The following is a 20,855-nucleotide window of genomic DNA, read 5'->3' as shown; positions in this document are numbered from 1 at the left end:
ATGACCGAGACTGACGCGTACATGAGCCCGCTCGGCGACCGCTACCAGGTCGGCGAGCTGGTCGGCCGTGGAGGCATGGCCGATGTCAGGGCCGGACACGACATGCGCCTGGGCCGCCCGGTCGCCATCAAGCTGCTGCGCGCCGACCTGGCCGCCGACGAGACGTTCCAGGAGCGCTTCCGCCGCGAGGCGCAGTCCGCGGCCTCGCTGAACCACCCGTCGATCGTCGCCGTCTACGACACCGGCGAGGCCACCGACGCGTCGGGCGCCCACGTGCCGTACATCGTGATGGAGCTCGTCGAGGGTCGCACGCTGCGCGACGTCCTGCGCGACGGCCGCAAGATCCTGCCCGAGCGCGCCCTGTCGATCACCGCCGACATCCTCAGCGCGCTCGACTACAGCCACCGCGCCGGCATCATCCACCGCGACATCAAGCCCGCCAACGTCATGCTGACGCCCGAGGGCAAGGTCAAGGTGATGGACTTCGGCATCGCCCGGGCGATCGCCGACACCTCCAGCGCCATGACCCAGACCGCGGCCGTCATCGGCACGGCGCAGTACCTCTCGCCCGAGCAGGCCCGCGGCGAGACCGTCGACGCCCGCAGCGACATCTACTCCACGGGCTGCGTGCTCTACGAGCTGCTCACGGGTCGTCCGCCGTTCGTGGGCGACAGCCCCGTCTCGGTGGCCTACCAGCACGTGCGCGAGGAGGCCCGCCCGCCGTCGCAGCTGAACCCTGACGTCTCGGTCGAGGTCGACCACGTCGTCGCGAAGGCGCTCGCCAAGCGCGTCGACGACCGCTACTCCAGCGCCGGCGACATGCGCAAGGACATCGAGCGCGTGCTGGCCGGCGGCTCGGTCGACGCTCCGACGCAGGCCGTCACGGCCGTCGGCGCCGCCGGAGCCACCCAGGTCACGCCCGCCGTCGCCGCGCCCGTGCTGCCGCCCGCCTCCGAGGAGGAGGAGAAGAAGAAGGGCGCCGGCAAGTGGTGGGCGCTCGCGCTCGTGCTGCTGGCGATCGCCGCCGCGGTGGGCATCGCGCTGATGCTCAACGACAAGGACCCCGAGGTCAACACGCCCCAGGTGGACGTGCCGCGCGTCGAGGGACTCGACGTCGAGACCGCCACGAACCGGCTCGAGTCGAAGAACCTCGTGGTGGGCGACACCAGCGAGCAGACCAGTGCCGACATCCCCGAGGGCCAGGTCATGTCCACCGACCCGGAGGCCGGCACCACGGTCGATGAGGGCACGACGGTCGACCTGGTCGTCAGCGCCGGACCCGAGCTCGTCGACATCCCGAACCTCACGAGCTACTCGTTCGACGAGGCCAAGGACCTGCTCGAGGGCGACCGGTACGGCCTCAAGGTCGAACGCCAGAACACCGACAGCGACCAGCCCAAGGGCCGGGTCCTCAACAGCAACCCGCCCCCGGGCACCCAGGTCGAGCGCGGCAGCACCGTCACGCTCATCGTGTCCCGCGGCCAGGTCGACGTGCCCAACGTCGTCGGTCAGTCGGTCGAGGCGGCCACGAAGACGCTCGAGGACGCCGGCCTGAAGGTCTCGGTCCAGGACGATCCGAACGGCACCGCGCCCGACGGCACGGTCACCGCGCAGAGCCGCGAGCCGGGCTCGATGGTGGCGCCCGCCACGACCATCACTCTCACGGTGTCGCGCCCGCCGGAGCCCGAGACCGAGCCGACGCCGGACCCGAACGCGCCGCCGACCACGCTGCCGACGCCCTGACGGGAGTCAGTCCACGACGGTGGCGTGGCTCAGCGACACGCTGCCGCCGTGGGCGGGCGCCTTCACGACGTCCACTTCACGCTGGTCGAGGCCGAGGCCGTACTTCTGCGCGTACTGCGTGTAGGTGGTGACCTCGGGCGACTCGGTCATGGCGCCGCGCAGACGGCTGCGGTCGCCGATCGCCTCGATGACGTAGGGCGGGGAGTACGGCACGCCGTCGAGCACCACGGTGTTGCCGACGCACTTGATGCCCGTGGTGGAGATCAGTCGCTGGCCCTGCAGCGTGATCGCCTCGGCGCCGCCTGCCCACAGGGCGTTCACGAACGCCTGGATGTCCTGCTGGTGCACGACGAGCAGGTTCGGGTCGAGTCCGGGGACCTCGACCGAGCGTGGGGCGTCCTCCAGGGCGATGCGCAGACCCGGACCCTCGACGGGCGTCAGGCCGGCCGGGTCGGAGAGCTTCGTGACGCGACGCGCCTCCCGGCGCAGGTCGGCGTCGTCGGCGCGACCCGTGAGTTCGTCGACCTCGCGCTGCAGGCGGGCGGCCTCGCCGCGACGGTTCTCGACCTCGTGGGCGCGGTCGCGCACCACCGAGTTCAGGTCGCCGCCGGCGGGCCTCAGGTCGGACCCGTTGGAGGTCACCGCGGCCGCGACCAGGACGATGCCGCACACGCAGGCGAGGACGAGGCCGAGCAGGCTCCACCTGCTGACGACCTTGATCTTCCCCTCCTCGCGTGGAGTTTCCGGCACGACGACTAGGCTAGCGGGGTACGACACACAGCGGCCGTCCCAGCCGCCCGACCGGGAGATGCTCGTGTTCAACAGGTTCAAGCGCAAGTCCGTCGCCGACAACGGCCCCAAGCCGGTGCGCATCGGCAACCGCTGGGCGGCTCCCCTGATGGTCGCGTGCGCGGTCATCGGCCTGGCCTGGATCGTCGTCTTCTACACGATCTCCAACACCGACGTGACGATCCCCTGGTACAGCGACCTCGGTGGCTGGAACCTCATGATCGGCATGGGCTTCATCCTCGCCGCCTTCGGCTTCGCGATGAAGTGGGAGTGAATCACACTCCTGTGATTCCCCACAGGCTGTGCACACAGCTGTGGACAAGGTGTGGACGCGGGCGTTTCAGCTGAGGATCATGAAGCGCCCGGCGAGGTCGTTCGTGCGCCAGGCCACGGCGGCCACGAAGGCCGCCCACAGCACGACGAACGTGGCGACCTGCGCGAGCGTGCGGCGCTCACGCGGTGCGTAGGCGAACATCAGGCCGAGCACGAGGCCGGTGAGGAAGCCGCCGAGGTGGCCCTGCCAGCTGATGCCCGACTGCAGGCTGATCAGGCCGTTGATCGCCAGCAGGATGAGCATGCCGGTGATGTTCTGGCGCGTGCGCACGAGGAACACCAGCGCGAGCCCGAACAGGCCGAAGACTGCACCGGAGGCGCCGATAGTCAGCGTGCGGAAGTCGGTGAGCAGGTAGACCAGCACCGACGAGCCGACCGCGAGCGTCAGGTACGTGAGGACGAACCGGACGCGCCCGAGCGTCTGCTCGACGAACGGACCGAACAGGTACAGGGCGTACATGTTGAACGCGAGGTGCAGCAGGCCGCCGTGCAGGAAGGCCGCGGTCACGAGGCGCCAGTACTCGCCGTGGGCGACGCCGTGGACCTCGCCGTCGTAGACGCCCAGCCCGAGCATCGCGCCGTCCTGGAAGAACCAGCCCCGGGTGCCGCCCGTGACCATGACGATCAGCTGGGCCAGCACGTTGAGCCCGATGATCACCATCGTGACCGCGCCGGCGTTGGTGGAGATGGCGCCGCCGGCGAGCGTGCGCGGCTGGCGCACCGCGGCCTGGCCCTGCTTCACGCACTCGGGGCATTGGAAGCCGACGCTGGCCTCGCGCATGTCCTCAGGACAGATGTAGCGCGAGCAGCGCTGGCACTGGATGAACGCAGGCCGACCCGGATGGCGGTAGCAGGTCTGGCCGGCGTTCTCGTCGGTCACTTCTCGAGGGTGACGGACTCGATCACGACGGGCTGCGCCGGACGATCGAAGCGATCGGTCTCGACCGCGGCGATCGCGTCGACCACGGCGCGGCTGTCGGCGTCCTTGACCTCACCGAAGATCGAGTGCTTCCGGTTGAGCCAGTCGGTCTTGGCGACCGTGATGAAGAACTGCGAGCCGTTGGTGCCGGCGCCGTTGGGCTTGGTGCCCGCGTTGGCCATGGCGAGCAGGTAGGGGCGGTCGAACTGGAGCTCGGGGTGGAACTCGTCGTCGAACTCGTAGCCCGGGCCGCCGCGGCCGTCGCCGAGCGGGTCGCCGCCCTGCAGCATGAAGTTGGAGATCACCCGGTGGAACGTGAGGCCGTCGTAGAAGGGCTTCGTCGACACCGAGCCGGTGGCGGGATCGACCCATTCCTTGGTGCCCTCGGCCAAGCCGACGAAGTTCGCCACCGTCTTGGGTGCCTGGTGGTCGAACAGCTCGATCTTGATGTCTCCACGGTTGGTGTGGAGCGTGGCGATGGTGGGCACTTCACGTCCTTTCAGGGGTTGGTTCCATCCTTGCACGAGACGCCGAACGTCTCCCGCTAGCGTGGGGGCATGTCGAGACTGGTGTTGCTCCTGATCGCTGCCGCCGCGGCCGTCGTGGTCGTCCGCAAGGCCACCGCCGAGCGCGGTGGGTCCTACGATCCGAGGATCGATCGGTGACCGTCGACCCGCACTCCGAGGGTGGTGTGACAACGCTCACCTTCTCGGCCCCGCCCGTGAACCTCTACTCGCTGGAGTTCCACGACGAGTTCGACGCGGCCCTCGATCGCGTCGAGGCCGAGCCGCCGCGCGTCTTGGTGGTGCGCGCCGAGGGGAAGATCGTGTCCGGTGGCGTCGACGTGGCGCAGTTCCACGCCCGCACGACCAAGGAGGCCACGCGCGAGCTCTACGACCGGATGATCGAGCTGCCCGAGCGGTTCGCGGCGCTGGACGTCCCCACGATCTTCGTCGCGCACGGCCTGACGCTGACGTGGGCGTTCGAGGTCGCGCTGGCCTGTGACGTGCTGCTGGCCTCGGAGAAGGCGAAGTTCGGTCTGGTCGAGCGGGTCATCGGCCTGACGCCGACGATGGGCGGCACGCAGCGGCTCGCGGGGCGCGCGGGCGTCGCGCGCGCCAAGGAGTTCGTGTTCACGGGCGCGCCGTTCGACGCCGTCACGCTCGAGCGCTGGAACGTCGTGAACCGCGTCTTCGCGCCGGAGGAGCTCGACGCCGGCGTCGCGGCGTTCGCCGCCGACCTGGCCGCGGGTCCCACCCGCGCGTTCGGCGCCGCGAAGCAGATCCTGCGCGAGTTCGAGACCTCCGGCGTCCCCGGCTCCATCGCCCGCACCACCGCGATCGCCGCCGAGCTCTTCGACACCGAGGACCTCCAGCACGGCATGGCCTCCTTCCTCGCCGACGGCCCCGGGAACGCCACGTTCGTCGGGCGGTGACGTGACAGTTTCCCCGGTTAAGCGGGGAAACTGTCACTGACGGAGGTTCGCGAACCTCGTGAAGTGACAGGAAACCTCGTGAAGTCAGGCGAGGACGGTGGGCGAGCGGCGGCCGTGAAGGCGACGCGACTGCTCGAGGGCTGCCAGGATCCGCTGGCAGGTAGCCCGAGGCGAGTGCAGGTCGGACCACACCCACCGGCTCATCCCACGGCCCGTCTCGCGAATGCGGTCCTCGCGGCGCTTCTCGTCGACGATCACCTGACCGAGGTTGCCGCCGCCGTACGGGTTCAGACGGCCGTACTTGAGTAGGCCGTCGAACTCGCCGCAGTGCCAGAAGTCCTCCCAGTCGAAGTCGACCCGACCGAGCGAGACTCCGTTCGCGTCGAAGTACTCCACCTGCATCCGGGGAACGGGAACACCGCCCATACGAAACATGTAGAGGGAGCGGAGCTCCCCAACGGTCTCGCACTCCGGGGTGGCCCAGATGACGGACAGACGAACTTTGGCGACGCCGGGCCATCGCGCCATCGCGCCGAGGCGCTCGTGCAGCTCTTCCGGCGTCACACCATGCCGTAGCGCGAGGGACGTCTGGATGAGGCCGGCCTCCGTGCCGGCGACCACCGCCGTCTCGAGCGCAGCGCGCCCAGGGACTACGAGGAGGTGCCCGTCGACTTCGACGATGTCCTCGTCCGGCAGGGTTCCCCCGTGATGGGTCACCTTCGCCTCGGCACGGGCGGTCGTCCGACCAAGACGCGTCACATGGACCTGGCTCAGGTCGAGGCCGTACGAGACGCCGCTGTGGATCACCGAGGCGGACTGGTGGCTGAGCACGACTCCCGAGGGCAGCTTGTCCTGCACCGCGAAGGCCAACAGCCGGTGCCTCTCCTCCGGCGAGAGGTCGGCGTGTCCGCGCGGCGCGTACGTCCCCGGGCGGATTCGCACGATGAGCTCCTGCCGGAGCGCGTCCTTGATCTGGCGGTCGGACACGCCCAGGTCGAGCAGATCGGGACGCAGGATGTAACCACCCCGGCGATCGGCCAAGGTCTCGAAGAAGGGCTCCATTCGTGAACTCTCGCGGATCCCAGACACGAGAACGGTCCTGACTTCGGACCCTGTGGACAACGCGGCACGTCGTCCACGAGCCCCGACTTCGCGAGGTTTCCTGTCACTTAGTGAGGTTTGCGAACCTCGCTAAGTGACGGTTTCCCCGCTTAACCGGGGAAACCGTCAATCACCCGAAGTCAAGGGTGCTTGACTGTCAAGCGACCTTGACCTTATGGTGGGGGCATGAGCGAACGGGTGGAGACGCGGGGGTACTGGGGGCGGGCGCGGTTCGGTGGGGGACCGGTCGCCCTGCTCGGGTCGTGCGCGGCCATCGCGCTGGTGGTGTCGGGAGGCGTCGCGGCGTGGGCGCTGGCGGCGCTGGACGGCAGCCGGCGCGAGGAGATCCTCGTGGTCGCGGTCGTCGCGCTGCCGTGGATCTTCGCGCTGGCGTGGGTGGCCCTCGTCGACCGGAGCAGCCTGCGCGACGCGGTGGACCGGCCCGACGACACGATCGAGGCCCAGTGGCTCCAGCGTGCGCAGAGCGGCGCGTTCACCGACCTGCTGCTGGTTCTCGGACTGACGCTCCTCGCGGGTGTCATCGTCGACCTGGAGGTGTCCCTGCGGGTCGGCCTCATCGCGCTCACCGCGTTCGCGATGGGCGACGTCGTCGTGCGGATGCTGTGGCTCAAGCGGCGGGACGGCTGATGCGGAACCACGTCCCGCGGCTCCGCGAGGAGCGCGGCTGGTCGCAGCGCCGGCTGGCCGACGAGCTGGGCGTGTCACGGCAGACCGTGATCTCGATCGAGAAGGGTCGCTACGACCCGTCGCTGCCGTTGGCGTTCCGGCTCGCGGCGGCGTTCGACTGCCGGATCGAGGACCTGTTCGAGCCCGACCCGGCCGACGACTGACTCAGGCGGTCGCGGGCGCCGAGGCCTGCGAGGCGTGGACGCGGTGGGTGGTGCGGCGCTCGGACCAGAACGACACGAGCGGGATGCACGCCAGCACGATGACGCTGAGCATGTAGCCCCAGGACCACTTCTCGCGCAGGGTCAGGCGGGCGACCAGGACGATCAGCACCATGAAGAGGAAGCCGTGCAGCTGGTCGATGACCAGGAAGGTGTCCTGGTTGCGGTTCCACCACGAGCCCTCGTCGGTGGCGATCTTGCCGATGAAGCCGGCCATCACGATGAGGAGGTTGAGTCCCACGATGGTCGCCATGACCTGGTAGGCGCGCAGAAGTCGGTCGTTCACCGCCCCAGCCTATCGATCTCGGCCAAGCACCATCTCACGCGCCATGCGCCACCACATGAACAGCGCGAAGGCCGCGAAGACCCACCATTGCAGGCCGTATCCGAGGTTGCGGCCGCCGGCCGTCCACGAGACGTCGGCCTCCGGGACCTCGGCCACGTCGAGGCCGCCGGCCACCGCCGGGTCGGTGGAGATCGCGAAGCCCGACCACAGGTCGGCGTAGCCGAGCTCGTTGAGCAGCGTGGGGATCCGGACCGAGCCGATCGTGCGCGCGGCGGGGTCCCAGCCGGACGCGGACTCCTCGCCCGGCTGGAGGACGGCCTCGAACGAGGTCTCGCCGACGGGCACGTCGGGGAACGTCGAGGAGGCCTCGGGCGCCCAGCCGCGCACGACCATCAGCTGGGCGTCGCCGACCGTGACGGGAGCCAGCAGCCACACGCCGGTGGCGCCGTCCTGCTCGCGGTCGGTGACCCAGAGCTGCTCGGACGCCGACCGGAACGTGCCGGTCACCGTGACCGGGCGCTGGTCCTGGTCCGTGGTGAAGACGTCGCCGGGGGCCCACACGGACTCGAGGGGGACCGCCGCGGTGGACTCACCCTGCTCGGCGCGCTCGTCCTCCTGACGTTGGTCGTACGCACCCAGCTGCCAGGTGCCCATGAACAGGCAGAACCCGATCGCCGCGATCGCGAACAGGTGCAGGCCGAGGACGGCCGGGCGGAACCACGCACCCACCCCCGGCCGGTCGTTCACGACGTGAACGGCTTGATGCCGGGGTAGAGCGGGAAGCGCTCGGCGAGCACGTGGGTGCGCTTGCGCAGGCCCTCGATGTCGACCTCGCCGGGCTGGAGCGCCGCGGCGATGATCTCGGCGACCTCGTGGAACTCGTCGGCGCCGAAGCCACGCGTGGCCAGGGCCGGCGTGCCGATGCGCAGGCCCGAGGTGACCATCGGGGGACGCGGGTCGTTCGGGACGGCGTTGCGGTTGACCGTGATGCCGACCTCGTGGAGGCGGTCCTCGGCCTGCTGGCCGTCGAGCTCGGAGTTGCGCAGGTCGACGAGCACGAGGTGCACGTCGGTGCCGCCGCTGAGGACCTGGATGCCCGCGGCCACCGCGTCGTCGGCGAGCAGACGCTCGGCGAGGATGCGCGCACCCTCGATCGTGCGCTGCTGGCGCTCGGCGAACTCGGGCTGCAGCGCCATCTTGAAGGCCACGGCCTTGGCCGCGATGACGTGCTCGAGCGGGCCGCCCTGCTGGCCGGGGAACACGGCCGAGCGCATCTTCTTGGCGATCGTCTCGTCGTTCGTGAGGATCGCGCCGCCGCGCGGGCCGCCGAGGGTCTTGTGCGTGGTGGTGGTGACGATGTGCGCGTGGGGCAGCGGGCTGGGGTGCAGGCCCGTGGCCACGAGGCCGGCGAAGTGCGCCATGTCGACCCACAGGATCGCGTCGACCTCGTCGGCGATCGCGCGGAACGCGGCGAAGTCGAGCTGACGGGGGTACGCCGACCAGCCGGCGATGATCACCCGGGGGCGGTGCTCGATCGCGAGCGCGCGCACCTCGTCCATGTCGACCAAGCCGGTCTCGGGGATCACGTGGTACGGGATCGGGTTGTAGAGGCGCCCGGAGAAGTTGAGCTTCATGCCGTGCGTGAGGTGACCGCCGTTGGCCAGGTCGAGGCCCAGGATCGTGTCGCCCGCGGTGGCGATGGCGTGCAGGGCGGCGGCGTTGGCCGAGGCGCCCGAGTGGGGCTGCACGTTGGCGTAGTCCGCGTCGAAGAGCTGCTTGAGCCGGTCGATGGCCAGCTGCTCGACCTGGTCGACGAACTCGCAGCCGCCGTAGTAGCGCTTGCCGGGGTAGCCCTCGGCGTACTTGTTCGTGAGCACGCTGCCCTGCGCCTCGAGGGCGGCGACGGGAGCGAAGTTCTCCGAAGCGATCATCTCGAGCGTCGTCTGCTGGCGGACCAGCTCGGCGTCGAGGAGCGCGGCGATGTCGGGATCGAAATCGGCGAGATGCTGGTCGTGGCTCATGGTCCGAGGATATCGCCCGGGCCGCGAGCCCAGATCCGCGCGCCCCCCGGGAGCGTAACCAAAACGCAACCGTCCTGCGGATGGCCCCGACTCCGCGACGGGAGTAGCGTCACAGCGAGTGTCCGGATGGTGGACACAACCCCGGGGAGGAAACAGATGAACTCGATGCGGCGACGCGTCACCGTCCTGGCGACCGCGGCACTGGCCGGCTCCGTGCTGGCGGCCTGCGGAGCGGGACAGAACGACGACGACAGCGATGCGGCCCTGATCGTGGGAACGACCGACAAGGTGGTCTCGATCGACCCCGCCGGCTCGTACGACAACGGCTCCATGGCGGTGCAGACGCAGGTCTACCAGTACCTGCTCAACTTCCCGGCGGGCAGCACCGAGCTGACCCCCGACGCGGCGGAGAAGTGCGACTTCGAGGAGCCGACGGTCTACGTCTGCACCATGAAGGACGGACTGAAGTTCGCCAACGGCAACGACCTGACCGCCTCCGACGTGGCCTTCTCGTTCAAGCGGATCGTCGACATCAACGACCCCAACGGCCCGGCCTCGCTGCTCGGCGCCATGGAGTCGGTGGAAGCGCGTGACGACAAGACCGTCGCGTTCACCCTCAAGGCGCCGAACGACCAGACCTTCGCCCAGGTCCTCGTGACCTCGGCCGGCCCGATCGTCGACGAGGACACGTACCCCGCCGACGGCCTGCTCGACGACGACGCCGCGGTCGAGGCCAACGCGTTCTCCGGCCCGTACACGATCGGCGAGTACAAGAAGAACGAGCTGGCCGAGTTCACGGTCAACCCCGACTACGACGGCACGTACGGCGAGGCCAAGTCCGACGTGACGATGCGCTACTACGCCGACTCGAACAACCTCAAGCTCGACGTGGAGAAGGGCGACATCGACGTCGCCTACCGCTCGCTGACGCCGACCGACATCGACAGCCTCAAGAAGTCCGACGACGTCACCGTCCACACCGGACCCGGCGGCGAGCTGCGCTACATCGTGTTCAACCTCAAGACGATGCCCGGCGACGACGACGCGCAGAAGCAGGCCGTCCGCCAGGCCGCGGCGTACCTCGTGAACCGCGAGGAGATCGCCTCGGAGGTCTACAAGGGCACCTACACGCCGGCCTACTCGGCCGTCCCCGAGGGTCAGAAGGGCGCCACCGAGGCGTTCAAGGACAAGTACGGCGACGCGCCCGACCAGGCCGCCGCGAAGAAGACCCTCGACGACGCCGGCGTCTCGACGCCCGTCGAGCTCAACCTCCAGTGGAACCCCGACCACTACGGCGGCAGCTCCGACCAGGAGTACCAGGCGGTCAAGCGCCAGCTGGAGGAAGGCGGACTCTTCACGGTCAACCTGCAGTCGACGGAGTGGAACACCTACTCCGAGGAGCGCGTCAAGGATGCCTACCCGGCCTTCCAGCTGGGCTGGTTCCCGGACTTCCCGGATCCCGACAACTACCTGACGCCGTTCTTCGCGCCGAACAACTTCCTCCAGTCGCACTACGAGGACGACGCGATGACCAAGCTGCTCGACGCCGAGCGCGTGGACGCCGACGAGGCCTCGCGTGACGCGACGCTCGCCCAGGCCCAGGAGATGGTGGCCGACCAGGTGCCGATCCTGCCGCTGCTCACGGGCGCCCAGGTGGCCGTCGCCGGCAAGGACGTGAAGGGCGTGAGCGACACGCTCGACCCGTCGTTCAAGTTCCGGTTCACGGCACTGTCGAAGTAACGGACACCCGGAACCGGGGTCCCGGCACGCCCAGCGCGTGCCGGGGCCCCGCTTCCACGTAGGAGGAGTGCAGCGTGACCACAGACGTCCTCGTCGCCGCCGACACACCGTCGGCCGAACCCCCCGGTCGCCGCGGCGGCCTCAGCCCGCTCGCGCGGTACCTGCTGATCCGGCTCGCGCTCATCGTCCCCATGCTGTGGGTGCTCGTCACCGTCGTGTTCTTCCTGATGCGCGTGATCGGCGACCCGATCACCGCGGCGCAGGGCGGCCGCCTCACCCCCGAGCAGATCGCCGAGCGCAAGGCCGAGGCGGGCCTCGACCGACCGATCCTCGTGCAGTACGTCGAGTACCTCGGCAACATCCTGCGCGGCGACTTCGGCACGACCCTCACGGACAACCGCGAGGTCACCGACATCCTCATCGTCAACGGCGCGGCCACGCTGGAGCTCACGTTCTGGGCGCTGCTCGTGGCGTTCTCGGTGGGCATCCCGCTCGGTCGCATCGCCGCGCGCCACCGCGACCGCGGCCCCGACGTGCTGCTGCGGCTGTTCGCGATCGTCGCCTACGCCGCGCCCGTCTTCTTCGTCGGCCTGCTGCTCAAGCTGGCCGTCGCGCCGTTCGGCTGGCCCACCTCGGGCCGGGCCTCGACGGCCACCGAGCTGACGCTCGCCAAGGTCGAGCCGCAGACGAACATCATGATCATCGACGCCATCCTGTGGGGCGAGCCCGAGTACATCTGGGACGTCCTGCAGCACGCCGTGCTGCCGGCGATCGCCCTCGGCCTGCTCACCGGCGGAATCTTCCTGCGCCTCGTGCGCGTGAACCTGCTGCAAACGCTGCGCGCGGACTACGTCACCGCCGCCCGCGCCCGCGGCGTCTCGGAGCGGCAGGTCGAGCGCAAGCATGCCTTCCGCAACGCGCTCGTCCCCGTCGTCACGGTGATGGGCATGCAGATCGCGATCCTGCTGGGTGGCGCGGTGCTGACCGAGACCACGTTCGAGTGGAAGGGCATCGGCTACGAGCTGGCGCAGTACCTCATCCGGCGCGATTTCCTCGCCGTGCAGGGCATCGTCACCGCGATCGCGTTCGTCGTGTGCATCGCGAGCTTCCTCATCGACGCCATCGTGGCGCTCGTCGACCCCCGAGTGAGGTTCTGATGCGCTACCCCGGTCGCTCCGTCATCCAGCAGTCCCACGGCCTGCAGCGCTTCATGCTGCTGCTCGGCGTCGGGCTGATCCTGTTCTTCCTCGTGCTCGCGGTCTTCGCGCCGTGGATCGCGCCCTACGACTTCAACCAGGTGCGCGGCGACGACGGCGTGCTGTTCGGCACGCAGCAGCCGCCGAGCGCCGACCACCTGTTCGGCACCACCGTCGGCGGCGCCGACGTGCTGTCGCGCGTGGTCTACGGCGCCCGCACGGCGATGGAGGTCATCGTCCTGGCCGTGATCGTGTCGAGCGTGATCGGCGTGCCGCTCGGTCTCGTCTCGGGCTACCTCGGCGGCTGGCTCGACAAGACGCTCGTGCTGATCATGGACGCGCTGTACTCGTTCCCGTCGCTGCTGCTGGCGATCGTCGTGTCGATCGTGGTCTCGGGCGGATCCAGCGGTGCGCTCGGCGGCATCGCGTCGGCGGCGATCTCGATCACCGTCATCTTCATCCCGCAGTACTACCGCGTGATCCGCAACGCGACCGTCTCGGTGAAGACCGAGCCGTACGTCGACGCCGCGAAGGTCGTCGGCGTGCGCACCCCGCGCGTGCTGTTCCGCCACATCCTGTCCAACGTGGCGCAGACGCTCCCGGTCATCGCCACGCTGAACGCGTCGGAGGCGATCCTGACCCTCGCGGCCCTGGGCTTCCTCGGCTTCGGCATCGAGCCGTCGGCCGCCGCCGAATGGGGCTACGACCTCAACAAGGCCATGCCCGACGCGACCAACGACATCTGGTGGACGGGCCTCTACCCGGGCCTGGCCATCGTGCTGGTCGTCCTCGGCGTGACGCTGCTCGGCGAGAGCCTCAACGACATCACCAACCCGCTGCTGCGCACCCGCGCCGCCGACAAGGCCGAGGGCGAGCTCGAGGTCGAGCTGGCCGAGGACCTCTCCGCCGCGCCCGAGCTGGGCGACGACCTGGCCGGGACCTCGGCTGCCGCGGAGCCGCCCCACCGGACAGCGGTCCTGTCGCTGTCCGACCTACGGATCAGCTTCGGCACCGACGCGGGACGCGTGGTCGCGGTGGACGGGGTCGGCTTCGACGTCGAGCCCGGCGAGGTCGTCGCGGTGGTCGGCGAGTCCGGCTCGGGCAAGTCGGTCACCTCGCGTGCCGTCATGGGCCTGCTGCCGAGCACCGCGAAGGTCGACGGCTCCGCGGTGCTGCGCACGGGCGGTGCCGACGAGCGCGAGCTCATCGGCATGAGCCCGCAGGCGCTGCGGCCCATCCGTGGCGACGAGATCTCGATGGTCTTCCAGGAGCCCTCGACCGCGCTCGACCCCGTGCGCACCGTCGGCTGGCAGATCATCGAGGCGATCCGCGCCCACCGCGAGACCAGCAAGTCCGAGGCGAAGAAGCGCGCGATCGAGCTGCTCGAGCTGGTTGGCCTGCCCGACCCCGAGCGGCGCGTCGACTACTACCCGCACCAGCTGTCCGGCGGGCAGAAGCAGCGCGTGGTCATCGCGATCGCGATCGCCTGCGAGCCCGACGTGATCGTCGCCGACGAGCCCACCACGGCCCTCGACGTGACGGTGCAGGCCGCGATCCTCGAGCTGCTGCTCGACCTGCGGAACCGGCTCGGCACGGCGATCGTGCTGATCACCCACAACATGGGCGTCGTCGCCGACATCGCCGACCGCGTCGTGGTCATGTACCGGGGCACGATCGTCGAGCAGGCGCCGGTCGACCGGCTGTTCTCCGCTCCCGAGCACCCGTACACGCGGGCACTGCTGGAGTCCGTCCCGCACCTGGGCCGTCCGAAGGTCGTCGAGGGCGACGCGGGTCCGGCGCCGCTGGAGAACGCGCCCGTCGTGCTCGACCTCGACGACATCGTGGTGGAGTTCCCGGGCGGCTGGGGCGAGCCCACCTTCCGCGCCGTCGACCACGTGAGCCTGCAGGTGCACCGCGGCGAGGTCCTCGGTCTCGTGGGCGAGTCCGGCTCGGGCAAGTCCACGCTGGGCCGCACCGCCGTGGGCCTGCAGCAGCCGACCTCGGGCATCGTGCGCGTCGGCGGCGAGCAGATCTCGGGACTGAGCGACGCCGAGCTGCGCCCGTTCCGCCGCCGGTTCGGGTTCGTGTTCCAGGACCCGGCCTCCTCGCTGAACCCGCGGATGTCGATCCTCGACTGCATCGCCGAGCCGCTGCGGGTGCACACCGACCTCTCCGACGCGCAGGTGCGGGAGAAGGTCCAGGGCCTGCTCGACTCGGTGGAGCTGCCGCGCGACTTCGCCGAGCGGTACCCGCACGAGCTGTCGGGCGGCCAGCGCCAGCGCATCAGCCTGGCGCGCGCCCTCGCGCTCGAGCCCGACCTGCTCATCGCGGACGAGCCCACCTCGGCGCTCGACGTCTCGGTGCAGGCGCGCGTGCTCGAGCTGTTCCTCGACCTGCAGCAGCGCCTGCAGTTCGCGTGCCTGTTCATCACGCACGACCTCGCCGTCGTGGACCGGCTCGCGAACCGGGTGGCGGTCATGCAGCGCGGGCGTCTCGTGGAGCTCGGCCCGCGCGACCAGGTGCTGCGCCGGCCCACGGAGGACTACACGCGCAGCCTCATCGCCGCCGTGCCGGTGCCCGACCCGGTGGAGCAGCGTCGCCGTCGCGCCGAGCGCGGCGACCTCCTCACGGGGGCCTGACGCCGGACCGTCAGCGGTCCCAGGCGGCGACTTGGGCGCGGCGCTCGAGGCCCAGCTTGGAGAGGACGGTGGAGACGTAGTTCTTCACCGTCTTCTCCGAGAGGAAGAGGGTCTCGGCGATCTCGCGGTTGGAGCGGCCGAGGCGCAGCTCGTCGAAGACCTTGCGCTCCTGCGCGGTGAGCTCGGCGAGCGGGTCGGGCTCGTCCTGGCGGCGCAGCCGGTCGAGCACCGCGCGGGTCATGGCGGGGTCGAGCAGCGACTGCCCCGCCGCGACCCGCTGGACCGCGTCGACCAGGTCGTTGCCGCGCACCTGCTTGAGCAGGAATCCGGAGGCGCCCGCCATGATCGCGTCGAAGAGCGCCTCGTCGTCCTCGTACGACGTCAGGATCAGCACGGACGTGCGCGGCGCCATGATCCGCACGCGGCGGCACAGCTCGATGCCCGAGCCGTCGGGCAGCCGCGCGTCGAGGACCGCGACGTCGGGCTGGAGGCTCTCGATCTGCGTGGCGGCCTCGGCGACGGTGCCGGCCTGACCGACCACCGTGATGACGCCCGAGTCCTCGAGCAGGTCGCCGACGCCGCGCCGCACGACCTCGTGGTCGTCGAGCAGGAAGACGCGGATGGGTTCGCTCACGGGGGTCAGCCTACGGAAGGTCGACCGCGGGCTCGGTGCTCTCGAGCGGGACCCCCCACGTCACGCGCGTGCCCCGACCGCCCGGACCTGGCTCGATCAGCAGGGATCCTCCCGACCGCTCGGCGCGCTCACGCAGGTTGGCGAGGCCGCTCGCGGGCTGCTGGTCGCCCATCCCGACGCCGTCGTCGGTGATCTCCGCGACGACACTCTCGGGCGCGACGACGAGGTGCAGCCGCACCGACGTCGCGCTCGCGTGACGGATGACGTTCGCGAGCGCCTCGTTCATCACGGCGTGCACGTCGCTGCGGCGCCCGATGTCGAGCAGGCCGAGGTCGCCCTCGATGTCGATGGACGGCGGGAAGCCCAGCGGCGCCGCGGTGGCCTTGAGCAGCCGGACCAGCCGCGCCTCGTCGGTGGCGGCGTCGGAGCCGAGCGCGAAGATCGCGCCGCGCAGGTCGGCGATGGCGCGGTCGACGTCGTCCACGGCCTGCGAGGCCCGGCCGGCCCAGGGCTCGTCCACGTGACGGGCGATCCGGTCGAGCGACAGGCCCACCGCGAACAGCCGCCCGATGACGAGGTCGTGCAGGTCGCGCGCGATCCGGTTGCGGTCCTCCACCACGGCCATCCGGGCCAGCTCGGCGCGCGTCGTGGCCAGCTCGTCGAACAGCCGCGCGTTGGCGATCGCCGTGCCCGCGACGGCGGCCAGGCCGGTGACCAGCCGCTCGTCGTCCTCGCTGAACCCTCCCGCCTTCTCGGTCAGGTAGAGGTCGCCGAACACCCGCCCGTCGATCCGGATCGGCACCCCGAGGAAGGCGCCCATCGGCGGGTGGTGCGGCGGGAAGCCCACCGAGTCGGGGTGCGAGGCCACGTCGTCGAGCCGCAGCGGCACGCCGCCACGCAGGACCACGCCGAGGACTCCGGCGCCGCGCGGCAGGGCACCGATCTCGGCGGCGGTCTCGTCGTCGATGCCCTGCGTCAGGAACTCGACGAGGCCCTCGTCGGGGTCGGTCCCGAGGACGCCGAGGGCGCCGTAGCGCGCACCGGTCAGGTCGCGGGCCAGCTCGATGATGCGGGCCAGCAGGCTGTCCAGATCGAGGTCGGACGTCACCGCCACCGCCGCCTCGACGATGTGCTCCCAGCGCTTCCGGTCCTGTTCATCCACGCGCTCACCGTACCGAGGGCCACGGGCCCGAGGTCCCGAGAACTCGTGACCTTCGGCCCTGCTCCCGAGCCGGCGCGCGCGGCACGATGGAGGTGTCAGAAAGGAACGAGTCCATGAGCACCAACACCATCGTCGTCGGTGTCGACGAGACCCCCGCCGGAACGGCCGCCCTGAGCTGGGCCGCCCGTGAGGCCGACCTGCGCGGCGCCGACCTCAAGATCGTGCACGTCTGGCAGATCGACGCGGCCGTCGCGATGGCCGGCGCCGAGGTGCCGTGGCTGGCCTACGAGACCGACGCCCGCTCGAACGCCGCCCGCTGGGTGGCCGACACGATCGGCGCGCAGGACGCGCAGGGTCGTCCCCGTCGCATCGACGTCGTGCAGGGCGCCCCCGGCCCGACCCTCGTCGACGCCTCGCGCGACGCGGCCATGCTCGTCGTCGGCACCCGCGTGCACACCGGCATCAGCCGGGTCCTGTTCGGCTCGGTGAGCCACTACTGCCTCACCCACGCGCAGTGCGTCGTCGTCGCGGTGCCGACGACCTCCACCGCCGAGACGGTGGACGTCGAATCGGCGGACGAGCTCGTCGAGCACTGAGTCACGGCGGCCGGGAGCACCACCGGCCGCCCTCCCGGCCCGCGCCCCCTTCCCGGCGCCGGCCGACGTGGAGGCCTCACCCCCCGGAGGCCCTCCCGCCCGCAGTCCCGGCGGCGACCCCACGCCGCCGGGGCTACGTTGGCGTCATGATCGAGCGCGTCCGCGGCCACGCCGGTGCGGCGATCTTCGCCCGCGTGGCCGGCCCCGAGGGCGAGGGACGTCGCGACCGCATCCACGGCACGCCCGGTCCGCGGCGGTTCGCGCCCGACGACCCCGTGTGGCGCGTGCACGGCGACGCCTCGATGTTCGTCGGCGGGATCCGCGCGCTGCTGCTGCAGTCGCTGCACCCGTTGGCGATGGCCGGCGTCGACCAGCACTCGGGCTTCCGCGGCGACCCGTGGGGACGCCTGCAGCGCACGAGCGGCTTCATCGCGATGACCACCTTCGGGACGATCGAGCACGCCGACCGCACGATCGCCGCCGTGCGGGGGATCCACGAGCGCGTCACCGGCACCGCGCCCGATGGCCGTCCGTACGCCGCCTCCGACCCGCACCTGCTGCGCTGGGTGCACGTCGCCGAGATCGACTCCTTCCTGCGCGCGCACGACCGCTACGGCTCGACGCCCCTGACCCCGGCCGAGCGCGACCGGTACGTGGCCCAGGCCGCGATCACCGCACGCCTGCTCGGCGCCACCGACGTGCCCGAGGACGTCGATCAGCTGCGCGAGACGCTCCGGGCGTACCGACCCGAGCTCGAGAGCACGCCCGCCGCGCGCGCGGCCGCCCGCTTCATGCTCATCCACCCGCCCGTGCCGTGGACCGTGCGTGCCCCTTACGGGATGCTCGCGGCGGCCGCGGTCGGGCTGCTGCCGCGCTTCGCCCGCCGGCCCCTGCGACTCCCGAGGCTGCCGGTGACCGAGGCCACTGCCGTGCGCGCCGGCGGCGTCGCCGTCACGCGCGCGATCGGCTGGGCGATGGCCCCGCCCGCGCGCTCCACGACATGAGGATCGGCCCGATGCACGACACAATGGAGGAGTTGCCACCCGACATCTAGGAGTGATTCCTCGTGAAGAAGCTTGCGCTGCTGACGGCCGCTGCCGTCGGATACGTCCTCGGAACCCGCGCCGGCCGCGGCCGCTACGAGCAGATCAAGCGTCAGGCCGAGAAGGTGTGGAACACCGAGCCGGTGCAGACGACCGCCCACAAGGCCCAGGACACCGCCAAGGCCGCCGCCGCCGAGGCCGGTCACCGGGTCGCCGAGACCGCGAAGGACGTCTCGGGCACCGTCGCCGAGAAGGCCAAGGACGTCTCCGGCACCGTGGCGGACAAGGCGAAGGACGTGACGAGCCAGGCCAAGGACGCCTCCGACACCGCGACCGAGAAGGTCAAGACCGCCGCCGACTTCTCGAAGGACGACGCCTCGAGCGACGCCACGCCGACCCCCGCCCCGGGGCCGGCCACCGTCGCCGCCGCCAGCTTCGGGTCCGCCACGCCGACCACGAGCACGCCCCCGAGCACGAGCCCCGACAAGACCTCGGGCACGACCTCGGAGCCCTCGGAGGCACCCGAGGCCGACGCCACGACCCTCGCCTACAGCACCAGCTCGGAGGGCCTGCGCGCCGACGCGAGCAAGGCCGACGAGAAGGCGCCGTTCGACATCGACGAGGCCGGCTCCGACGACCTCGCGTCGCCGAACCCGCTCGGCACCGACGAGCCGGACTCGCGCGCCTGATGCGGCTGAGGATCTTCACCGAGCCCCAGCAGGGCGCCTCGTACGACGACCTCCTCGCGGTCGCGCAGGAGGCCGAACGGCTGGGCTTCGACGCGTTCTTCCGCTCCGACCACTACCTCGCGATGGGCGGGGACGGGCTGCCCGGACCGACCGACGCATGGACCACGCTCGCGGGTCTGGCCCGCGAGACGTCCACCATCCGGCTCGGCACGCTGGTCACCAGCGCGACGTTCCGGCTGCCTGGACCGCTGGCGGTGACCGTGGCCGGCGTCGACCAGATGAGCGGGGGCCGGGTGGAGTTCGGCCTCGGCGCCGGCTGGTTCGACGCCGAGCACCGGGCGTACGGAATCGGCTTCCCCGACACCCCGGAGCGCTTCGACCGCCTGGAGGAGCAGCTCGAGATCATCACCGGGCTCTGGGCCGACACCACCGGCTCGTACTCGTTCGACGGCGAGCACTACACGATCTCCGACTCGCCGGCCCTCCCCAAGCCGGCGCAGGAGCGGATTCCGGTGATCGTCGGCGGCAAGGGCAAGCGCCGCACCCCGGCGCTCGCCGCACGGTTCGCCGACGAGTTCAACGTGCCGTTCGTCTCGGTGGAGGAGACGCGCACGCTGTTCTCGCGGGTTCGCGAGGCCTGTGAGAAGGCCGAGCGGGATCCGGCGACGCTGGCCTGGTCCAACGCGCTCGTGGTGTGCGCGGGCGCGGACGAGGCCGAGATCGCCCGCCGTGCGGCGTCGATCGGTCGCGAGGTCGACGAGCTGCGGGAGAACGGCCTGGCCGGCACTCCTGCGGAGATCGTCGACCGCATCGGCGCCTTCGCCGAGGCCGGCACCGAGCGGATCTACCTGCAGATGCTCGACCTGGCCGACCTCGACCACCTGGCGCTCGTCGCCGAGGAGATCATGCCCCACGTGTGATCGCTCGACAGTCTCGAACGACGAGGCACCCGGACCGCTGCGGCGGCCGGGTGCCTCGTCTTTTCCGGCCTCGGACAGGGTGAATTACACGAGTGTGGTTTACCCACAGCGTTGTCCCCACATGGGGACAACGCGTCCTCAGGACGGCGGTCCGACCTCCAGCGTGCCGCGCTCCATCTCCCACGTCAGGGACTGCAGGAAGTCGATGATCGCCGGGCGCGCGTCGTGCGGCACCTTGGCTGCGATCGCCTTCATCCGCTCGTGCATGTCGGCCAGGTGCGCCGACATCTCGCGTCGGGCCTGCTCGGTGGGCACGAGCAGCACCGAGCGGCGGTCGGTGGGGTGCGGCGTCCGCTCGAGGTGGCCCGAGGCCACCAGCCGATCGACGAGCGTGGTGACCGCGGCCGTGCTGATGCCGAGATGGTCGGCGAGACGCCGTGGCGTGACGCCCGGGAGGGCCCCTTCCGTGAGGCCGGCCTCCGCCTGCTCGACCGTCCGGATGACGTGACGCAGCGAGCGCAGGTCGGTCGGGTTGACGCGCATCGCGTCGCTGAGGCGATTCCGCATCTCGCGATCCGCGCGGACGAGCTCACGGACCGCGCGCAGCAGGTCGCGCTCGTCATCGGTGTAGGCGGGCGCCACCGGGGTACGTGGGGTCAGGGGCACGGCTCCATGCTAGCCACTATTTCTATAAGTTGATA

22 protein-coding genes are annotated in these 20,855 nt (G+C 70.8%); 12 read left to right on the top strand and 10 right to left on the bottom strand.

Annotated features, from left to right (window positions below):
- The gene (pknB, locus tag ACK99Q_RS04470; protein ID WP_410185027.1) at window positions 1-1,743 is read left to right on the top strand and encodes a Stk1 family PASTA domain-containing Ser/Thr kinase; all 1,743 of its coding nucleotides are present in this window, start codon (window positions 1-3) and stop codon (window positions 1,741-1,743) included.
- Between the two features lie 6 nt (window positions 1,744-1,749).
- Here the strand turns inward: pknB and ACK99Q_RS04465 are convergent, their stop codons facing one another.
- Window positions 1,750-2,493, bottom strand: a complete 744-nt coding sequence (locus tag ACK99Q_RS04465) for a DUF881 domain-containing protein (protein WP_410185026.1) — start codon at window positions 2,491-2,493, stop codon at window positions 1,750-1,752.
- Between the two features lie 64 nt (window positions 2,494-2,557).
- Here ACK99Q_RS04465 and ACK99Q_RS04460 point away from each other — a divergent pair, with 64 nt between their 5' ends.
- Window positions 2,558-2,806 (top strand): cell division protein CrgA, encoded by a 249-nt coding sequence (locus ACK99Q_RS04460; RefSeq protein ID WP_410185025.1) that lies wholly within the window; start codon window positions 2,558-2,560, stop codon window positions 2,804-2,806.
- A 66-nt stretch (window positions 2,807-2,872) separates the two neighbouring features.
- On the opposite strand, the gene ACK99Q_RS04455 is transcribed toward ACK99Q_RS04460, so the two are convergent.
- Together ACK99Q_RS04455 and ACK99Q_RS04450 are read right to left on the bottom strand one after the other, a co-directional pair.
- On the bottom strand, window positions 2,873-3,745 hold the full coding sequence (locus ACK99Q_RS04455; protein ID WP_410185024.1) for a rhomboid family intramembrane serine protease: 873 nt from the start codon (window positions 3,743-3,745) through the stop codon (window positions 2,873-2,875).
- A complete protein-coding gene (locus ACK99Q_RS04450) occupies window positions 3,742-4,272 on the bottom strand; it encodes a peptidylprolyl isomerase (RefSeq protein ID WP_410185023.1) in 531 nt (176 codons plus the stop codon). The genes ACK99Q_RS04455 and ACK99Q_RS04450 overlap by 4 nt, the downstream gene beginning before the upstream one ends.
- Window positions 4,273-4,445: 173 nt before the next feature.
- On the opposite strand from ACK99Q_RS04450, the gene ACK99Q_RS04445 reads away from it, so the two are divergent.
- Window positions 4,446-5,219: an enoyl-CoA hydratase/isomerase family protein gene (locus ACK99Q_RS04445; protein ID WP_410185022.1), complete on the top strand. Its 774-nt coding sequence runs from the start codon at window positions 4,446-4,448 to the stop codon at window positions 5,217-5,219.
- An 84-nt stretch (window positions 5,220-5,303) separates the two neighbouring features.
- Here ACK99Q_RS04445 and ACK99Q_RS04440 read toward each other — a convergent pair whose 3' ends face one another.
- A complete protein-coding gene (locus tag ACK99Q_RS04440; RefSeq protein ID WP_179427438.1) occupies window positions 5,304-6,281 on the bottom strand; it encodes a type IV toxin-antitoxin system AbiEi family antitoxin domain-containing protein in 978 nt (325 codons plus the stop codon).
- A 225-nt stretch (window positions 6,282-6,506) separates the two neighbouring features.
- Here ACK99Q_RS04440 and ACK99Q_RS04435 point away from each other — a divergent pair, with 225 nt between their 5' ends.
- Both ACK99Q_RS04435 and ACK99Q_RS04430 read left to right on the top strand, forming a co-directional pair.
- Window positions 6,507-6,968, top strand: coding sequence for a hypothetical protein (locus ACK99Q_RS04435; protein WP_410185021.1), 462 nt, complete (start codon window positions 6,507-6,509; stop codon window positions 6,966-6,968).
- The gene (locus tag ACK99Q_RS04430; RefSeq protein WP_410185020.1) at window positions 6,968-7,171 is read left to right on the top strand and encodes a helix-turn-helix transcriptional regulator; all 204 of its coding nucleotides are present in this window, start codon (window positions 6,968-6,970) and stop codon (window positions 7,169-7,171) included. The genes ACK99Q_RS04435 and ACK99Q_RS04430 overlap by 1 nt, the downstream gene beginning before the upstream one ends.
- 1 nt (window position 7,172) lies before the next feature.
- Here ACK99Q_RS04430 and ACK99Q_RS04425 read toward each other — a convergent pair whose 3' ends face one another.
- The 3 genes from ACK99Q_RS04425 to glyA are packed head-to-tail and all read right to left on the bottom strand — an operon-like array spanning window position 7,173 to window position 9,535.
- Window positions 7,173-7,514, bottom strand: a complete 342-nt coding sequence (locus ACK99Q_RS04425; RefSeq protein WP_410185019.1) for a DUF3817 domain-containing protein — start codon at window positions 7,512-7,514, stop codon at window positions 7,173-7,175.
- Window positions 7,515-7,523: 9 nt separating this feature from the next.
- On the bottom strand, window positions 7,524-8,261 hold the full coding sequence (locus tag ACK99Q_RS04420) for an SURF1 family protein (RefSeq protein ID WP_410185018.1): 738 nt from the start codon (window positions 8,259-8,261) through the stop codon (window positions 7,524-7,526).
- Entirely contained in the window at window positions 8,258-9,535 is a 1,278-nt protein-coding gene (gene glyA / locus ACK99Q_RS04415) for a serine hydroxymethyltransferase (protein WP_410185017.1), read from the bottom strand. Before glyA ends, ACK99Q_RS04420 begins: the two co-directional genes overlap by 4 nt.
- Window positions 9,536-9,691: 156 nt before the next feature.
- Here glyA and ACK99Q_RS04410 point away from each other — a divergent pair, with 156 nt between their 5' ends.
- The 3 genes from ACK99Q_RS04410 to ACK99Q_RS04400 all read left to right on the top strand — a co-directional run bounded on the left by ACK99Q_RS04410 (window position 9,692) and on the right by ACK99Q_RS04400 (window position 15,110).
- The gene (locus ACK99Q_RS04410) at window positions 9,692-11,275 is read left to right on the top strand and encodes an ABC transporter substrate-binding protein (RefSeq protein ID WP_410185016.1); all 1,584 of its coding nucleotides are present in this window, start codon (window positions 9,692-9,694) and stop codon (window positions 11,273-11,275) included.
- A 74-nt stretch (window positions 11,276-11,349) separates the two neighbouring features.
- Window positions 11,350-12,432, top strand: a complete 1,083-nt coding sequence (locus ACK99Q_RS04405; RefSeq protein WP_410185015.1) for an ABC transporter permease — start codon at window positions 11,350-11,352, stop codon at window positions 12,430-12,432.
- A complete protein-coding gene (locus ACK99Q_RS04400) occupies window positions 12,432-15,110 on the top strand; it encodes a dipeptide ABC transporter ATP-binding protein (protein WP_410185014.1) in 2,679 nt (892 codons plus the stop codon). Before ACK99Q_RS04405 ends, ACK99Q_RS04400 begins: the two co-directional genes overlap by 1 nt.
- Window positions 15,111-15,120: 10 nt before the next feature.
- Here the strand turns inward: ACK99Q_RS04400 and ACK99Q_RS04395 are convergent, their stop codons facing one another.
- Both ACK99Q_RS04395 and ACK99Q_RS04390 read right to left on the bottom strand, forming a co-directional pair.
- On the bottom strand, window positions 15,121-15,753 hold the full coding sequence (locus tag ACK99Q_RS04395) for a response regulator (RefSeq protein ID WP_410186059.1): 633 nt from the start codon (window positions 15,751-15,753) through the stop codon (window positions 15,121-15,123).
- 1 nt (window position 15,754) lies between these two features.
- Window positions 15,755-16,906: a GAF domain-containing protein gene (locus tag ACK99Q_RS04390; RefSeq protein ID WP_410185013.1), complete on the bottom strand. Its 1,152-nt coding sequence runs from the start codon at window positions 16,904-16,906 to the stop codon at window positions 15,755-15,757.
- Between the two features lie 113 nt (window positions 16,907-17,019).
- On the opposite strand from ACK99Q_RS04390, the gene ACK99Q_RS04385 reads away from it, so the two are divergent.
- The 4 genes from ACK99Q_RS04385 (at window position 17,020) to ACK99Q_RS04370 (ending at window position 20,154) form a co-directional block, all read left to right on the top strand.
- Window positions 17,020-17,502, top strand: a complete 483-nt coding sequence (locus ACK99Q_RS04385) for a universal stress protein (RefSeq protein WP_410185012.1) — start codon at window positions 17,020-17,022, stop codon at window positions 17,500-17,502.
- A 146-nt stretch (window positions 17,503-17,648) separates the two neighbouring features.
- Window positions 17,649-18,506, top strand: a complete 858-nt coding sequence (locus ACK99Q_RS04380) for an oxygenase MpaB family protein (RefSeq protein WP_410185011.1) — start codon at window positions 17,649-17,651, stop codon at window positions 18,504-18,506.
- A gap of 62 nt (window positions 18,507-18,568) precedes the next feature.
- The gene (locus ACK99Q_RS04375; RefSeq protein WP_410185010.1) at window positions 18,569-19,234 is read left to right on the top strand and encodes a hypothetical protein; all 666 of its coding nucleotides are present in this window, start codon (window positions 18,569-18,571) and stop codon (window positions 19,232-19,234) included.
- The gene (locus ACK99Q_RS04370) at window positions 19,234-20,154 is read left to right on the top strand and encodes an LLM class F420-dependent oxidoreductase (RefSeq protein ID WP_410185009.1); all 921 of its coding nucleotides are present in this window, start codon (window positions 19,234-19,236) and stop codon (window positions 20,152-20,154) included. Before ACK99Q_RS04375 ends, ACK99Q_RS04370 begins: the two co-directional genes overlap by 1 nt.
- Window positions 20,155-20,292: 138 nt before the next feature.
- Here the strand turns inward: ACK99Q_RS04370 and ACK99Q_RS04365 are convergent, their stop codons facing one another.
- Window positions 20,293-20,820: a MarR family winged helix-turn-helix transcriptional regulator gene (locus tag ACK99Q_RS04365; protein WP_410185008.1), complete on the bottom strand. Its 528-nt coding sequence runs from the start codon at window positions 20,818-20,820 to the stop codon at window positions 20,293-20,295.
- Between the last annotated feature and the right edge of the window lie 35 nt (window positions 20,821-20,855).

The organism is Aeromicrobium sp. MLTX1, from assembly GCF_046452335.1.
In the GTDB taxonomy this organism is placed as follows: Bacteria; Actinomycetota; Actinomycetes; order Propionibacteriales; family Nocardioidaceae; genus Aeromicrobium.
This window is presented reverse-complemented; position numbering and strand designations above follow the sequence as displayed.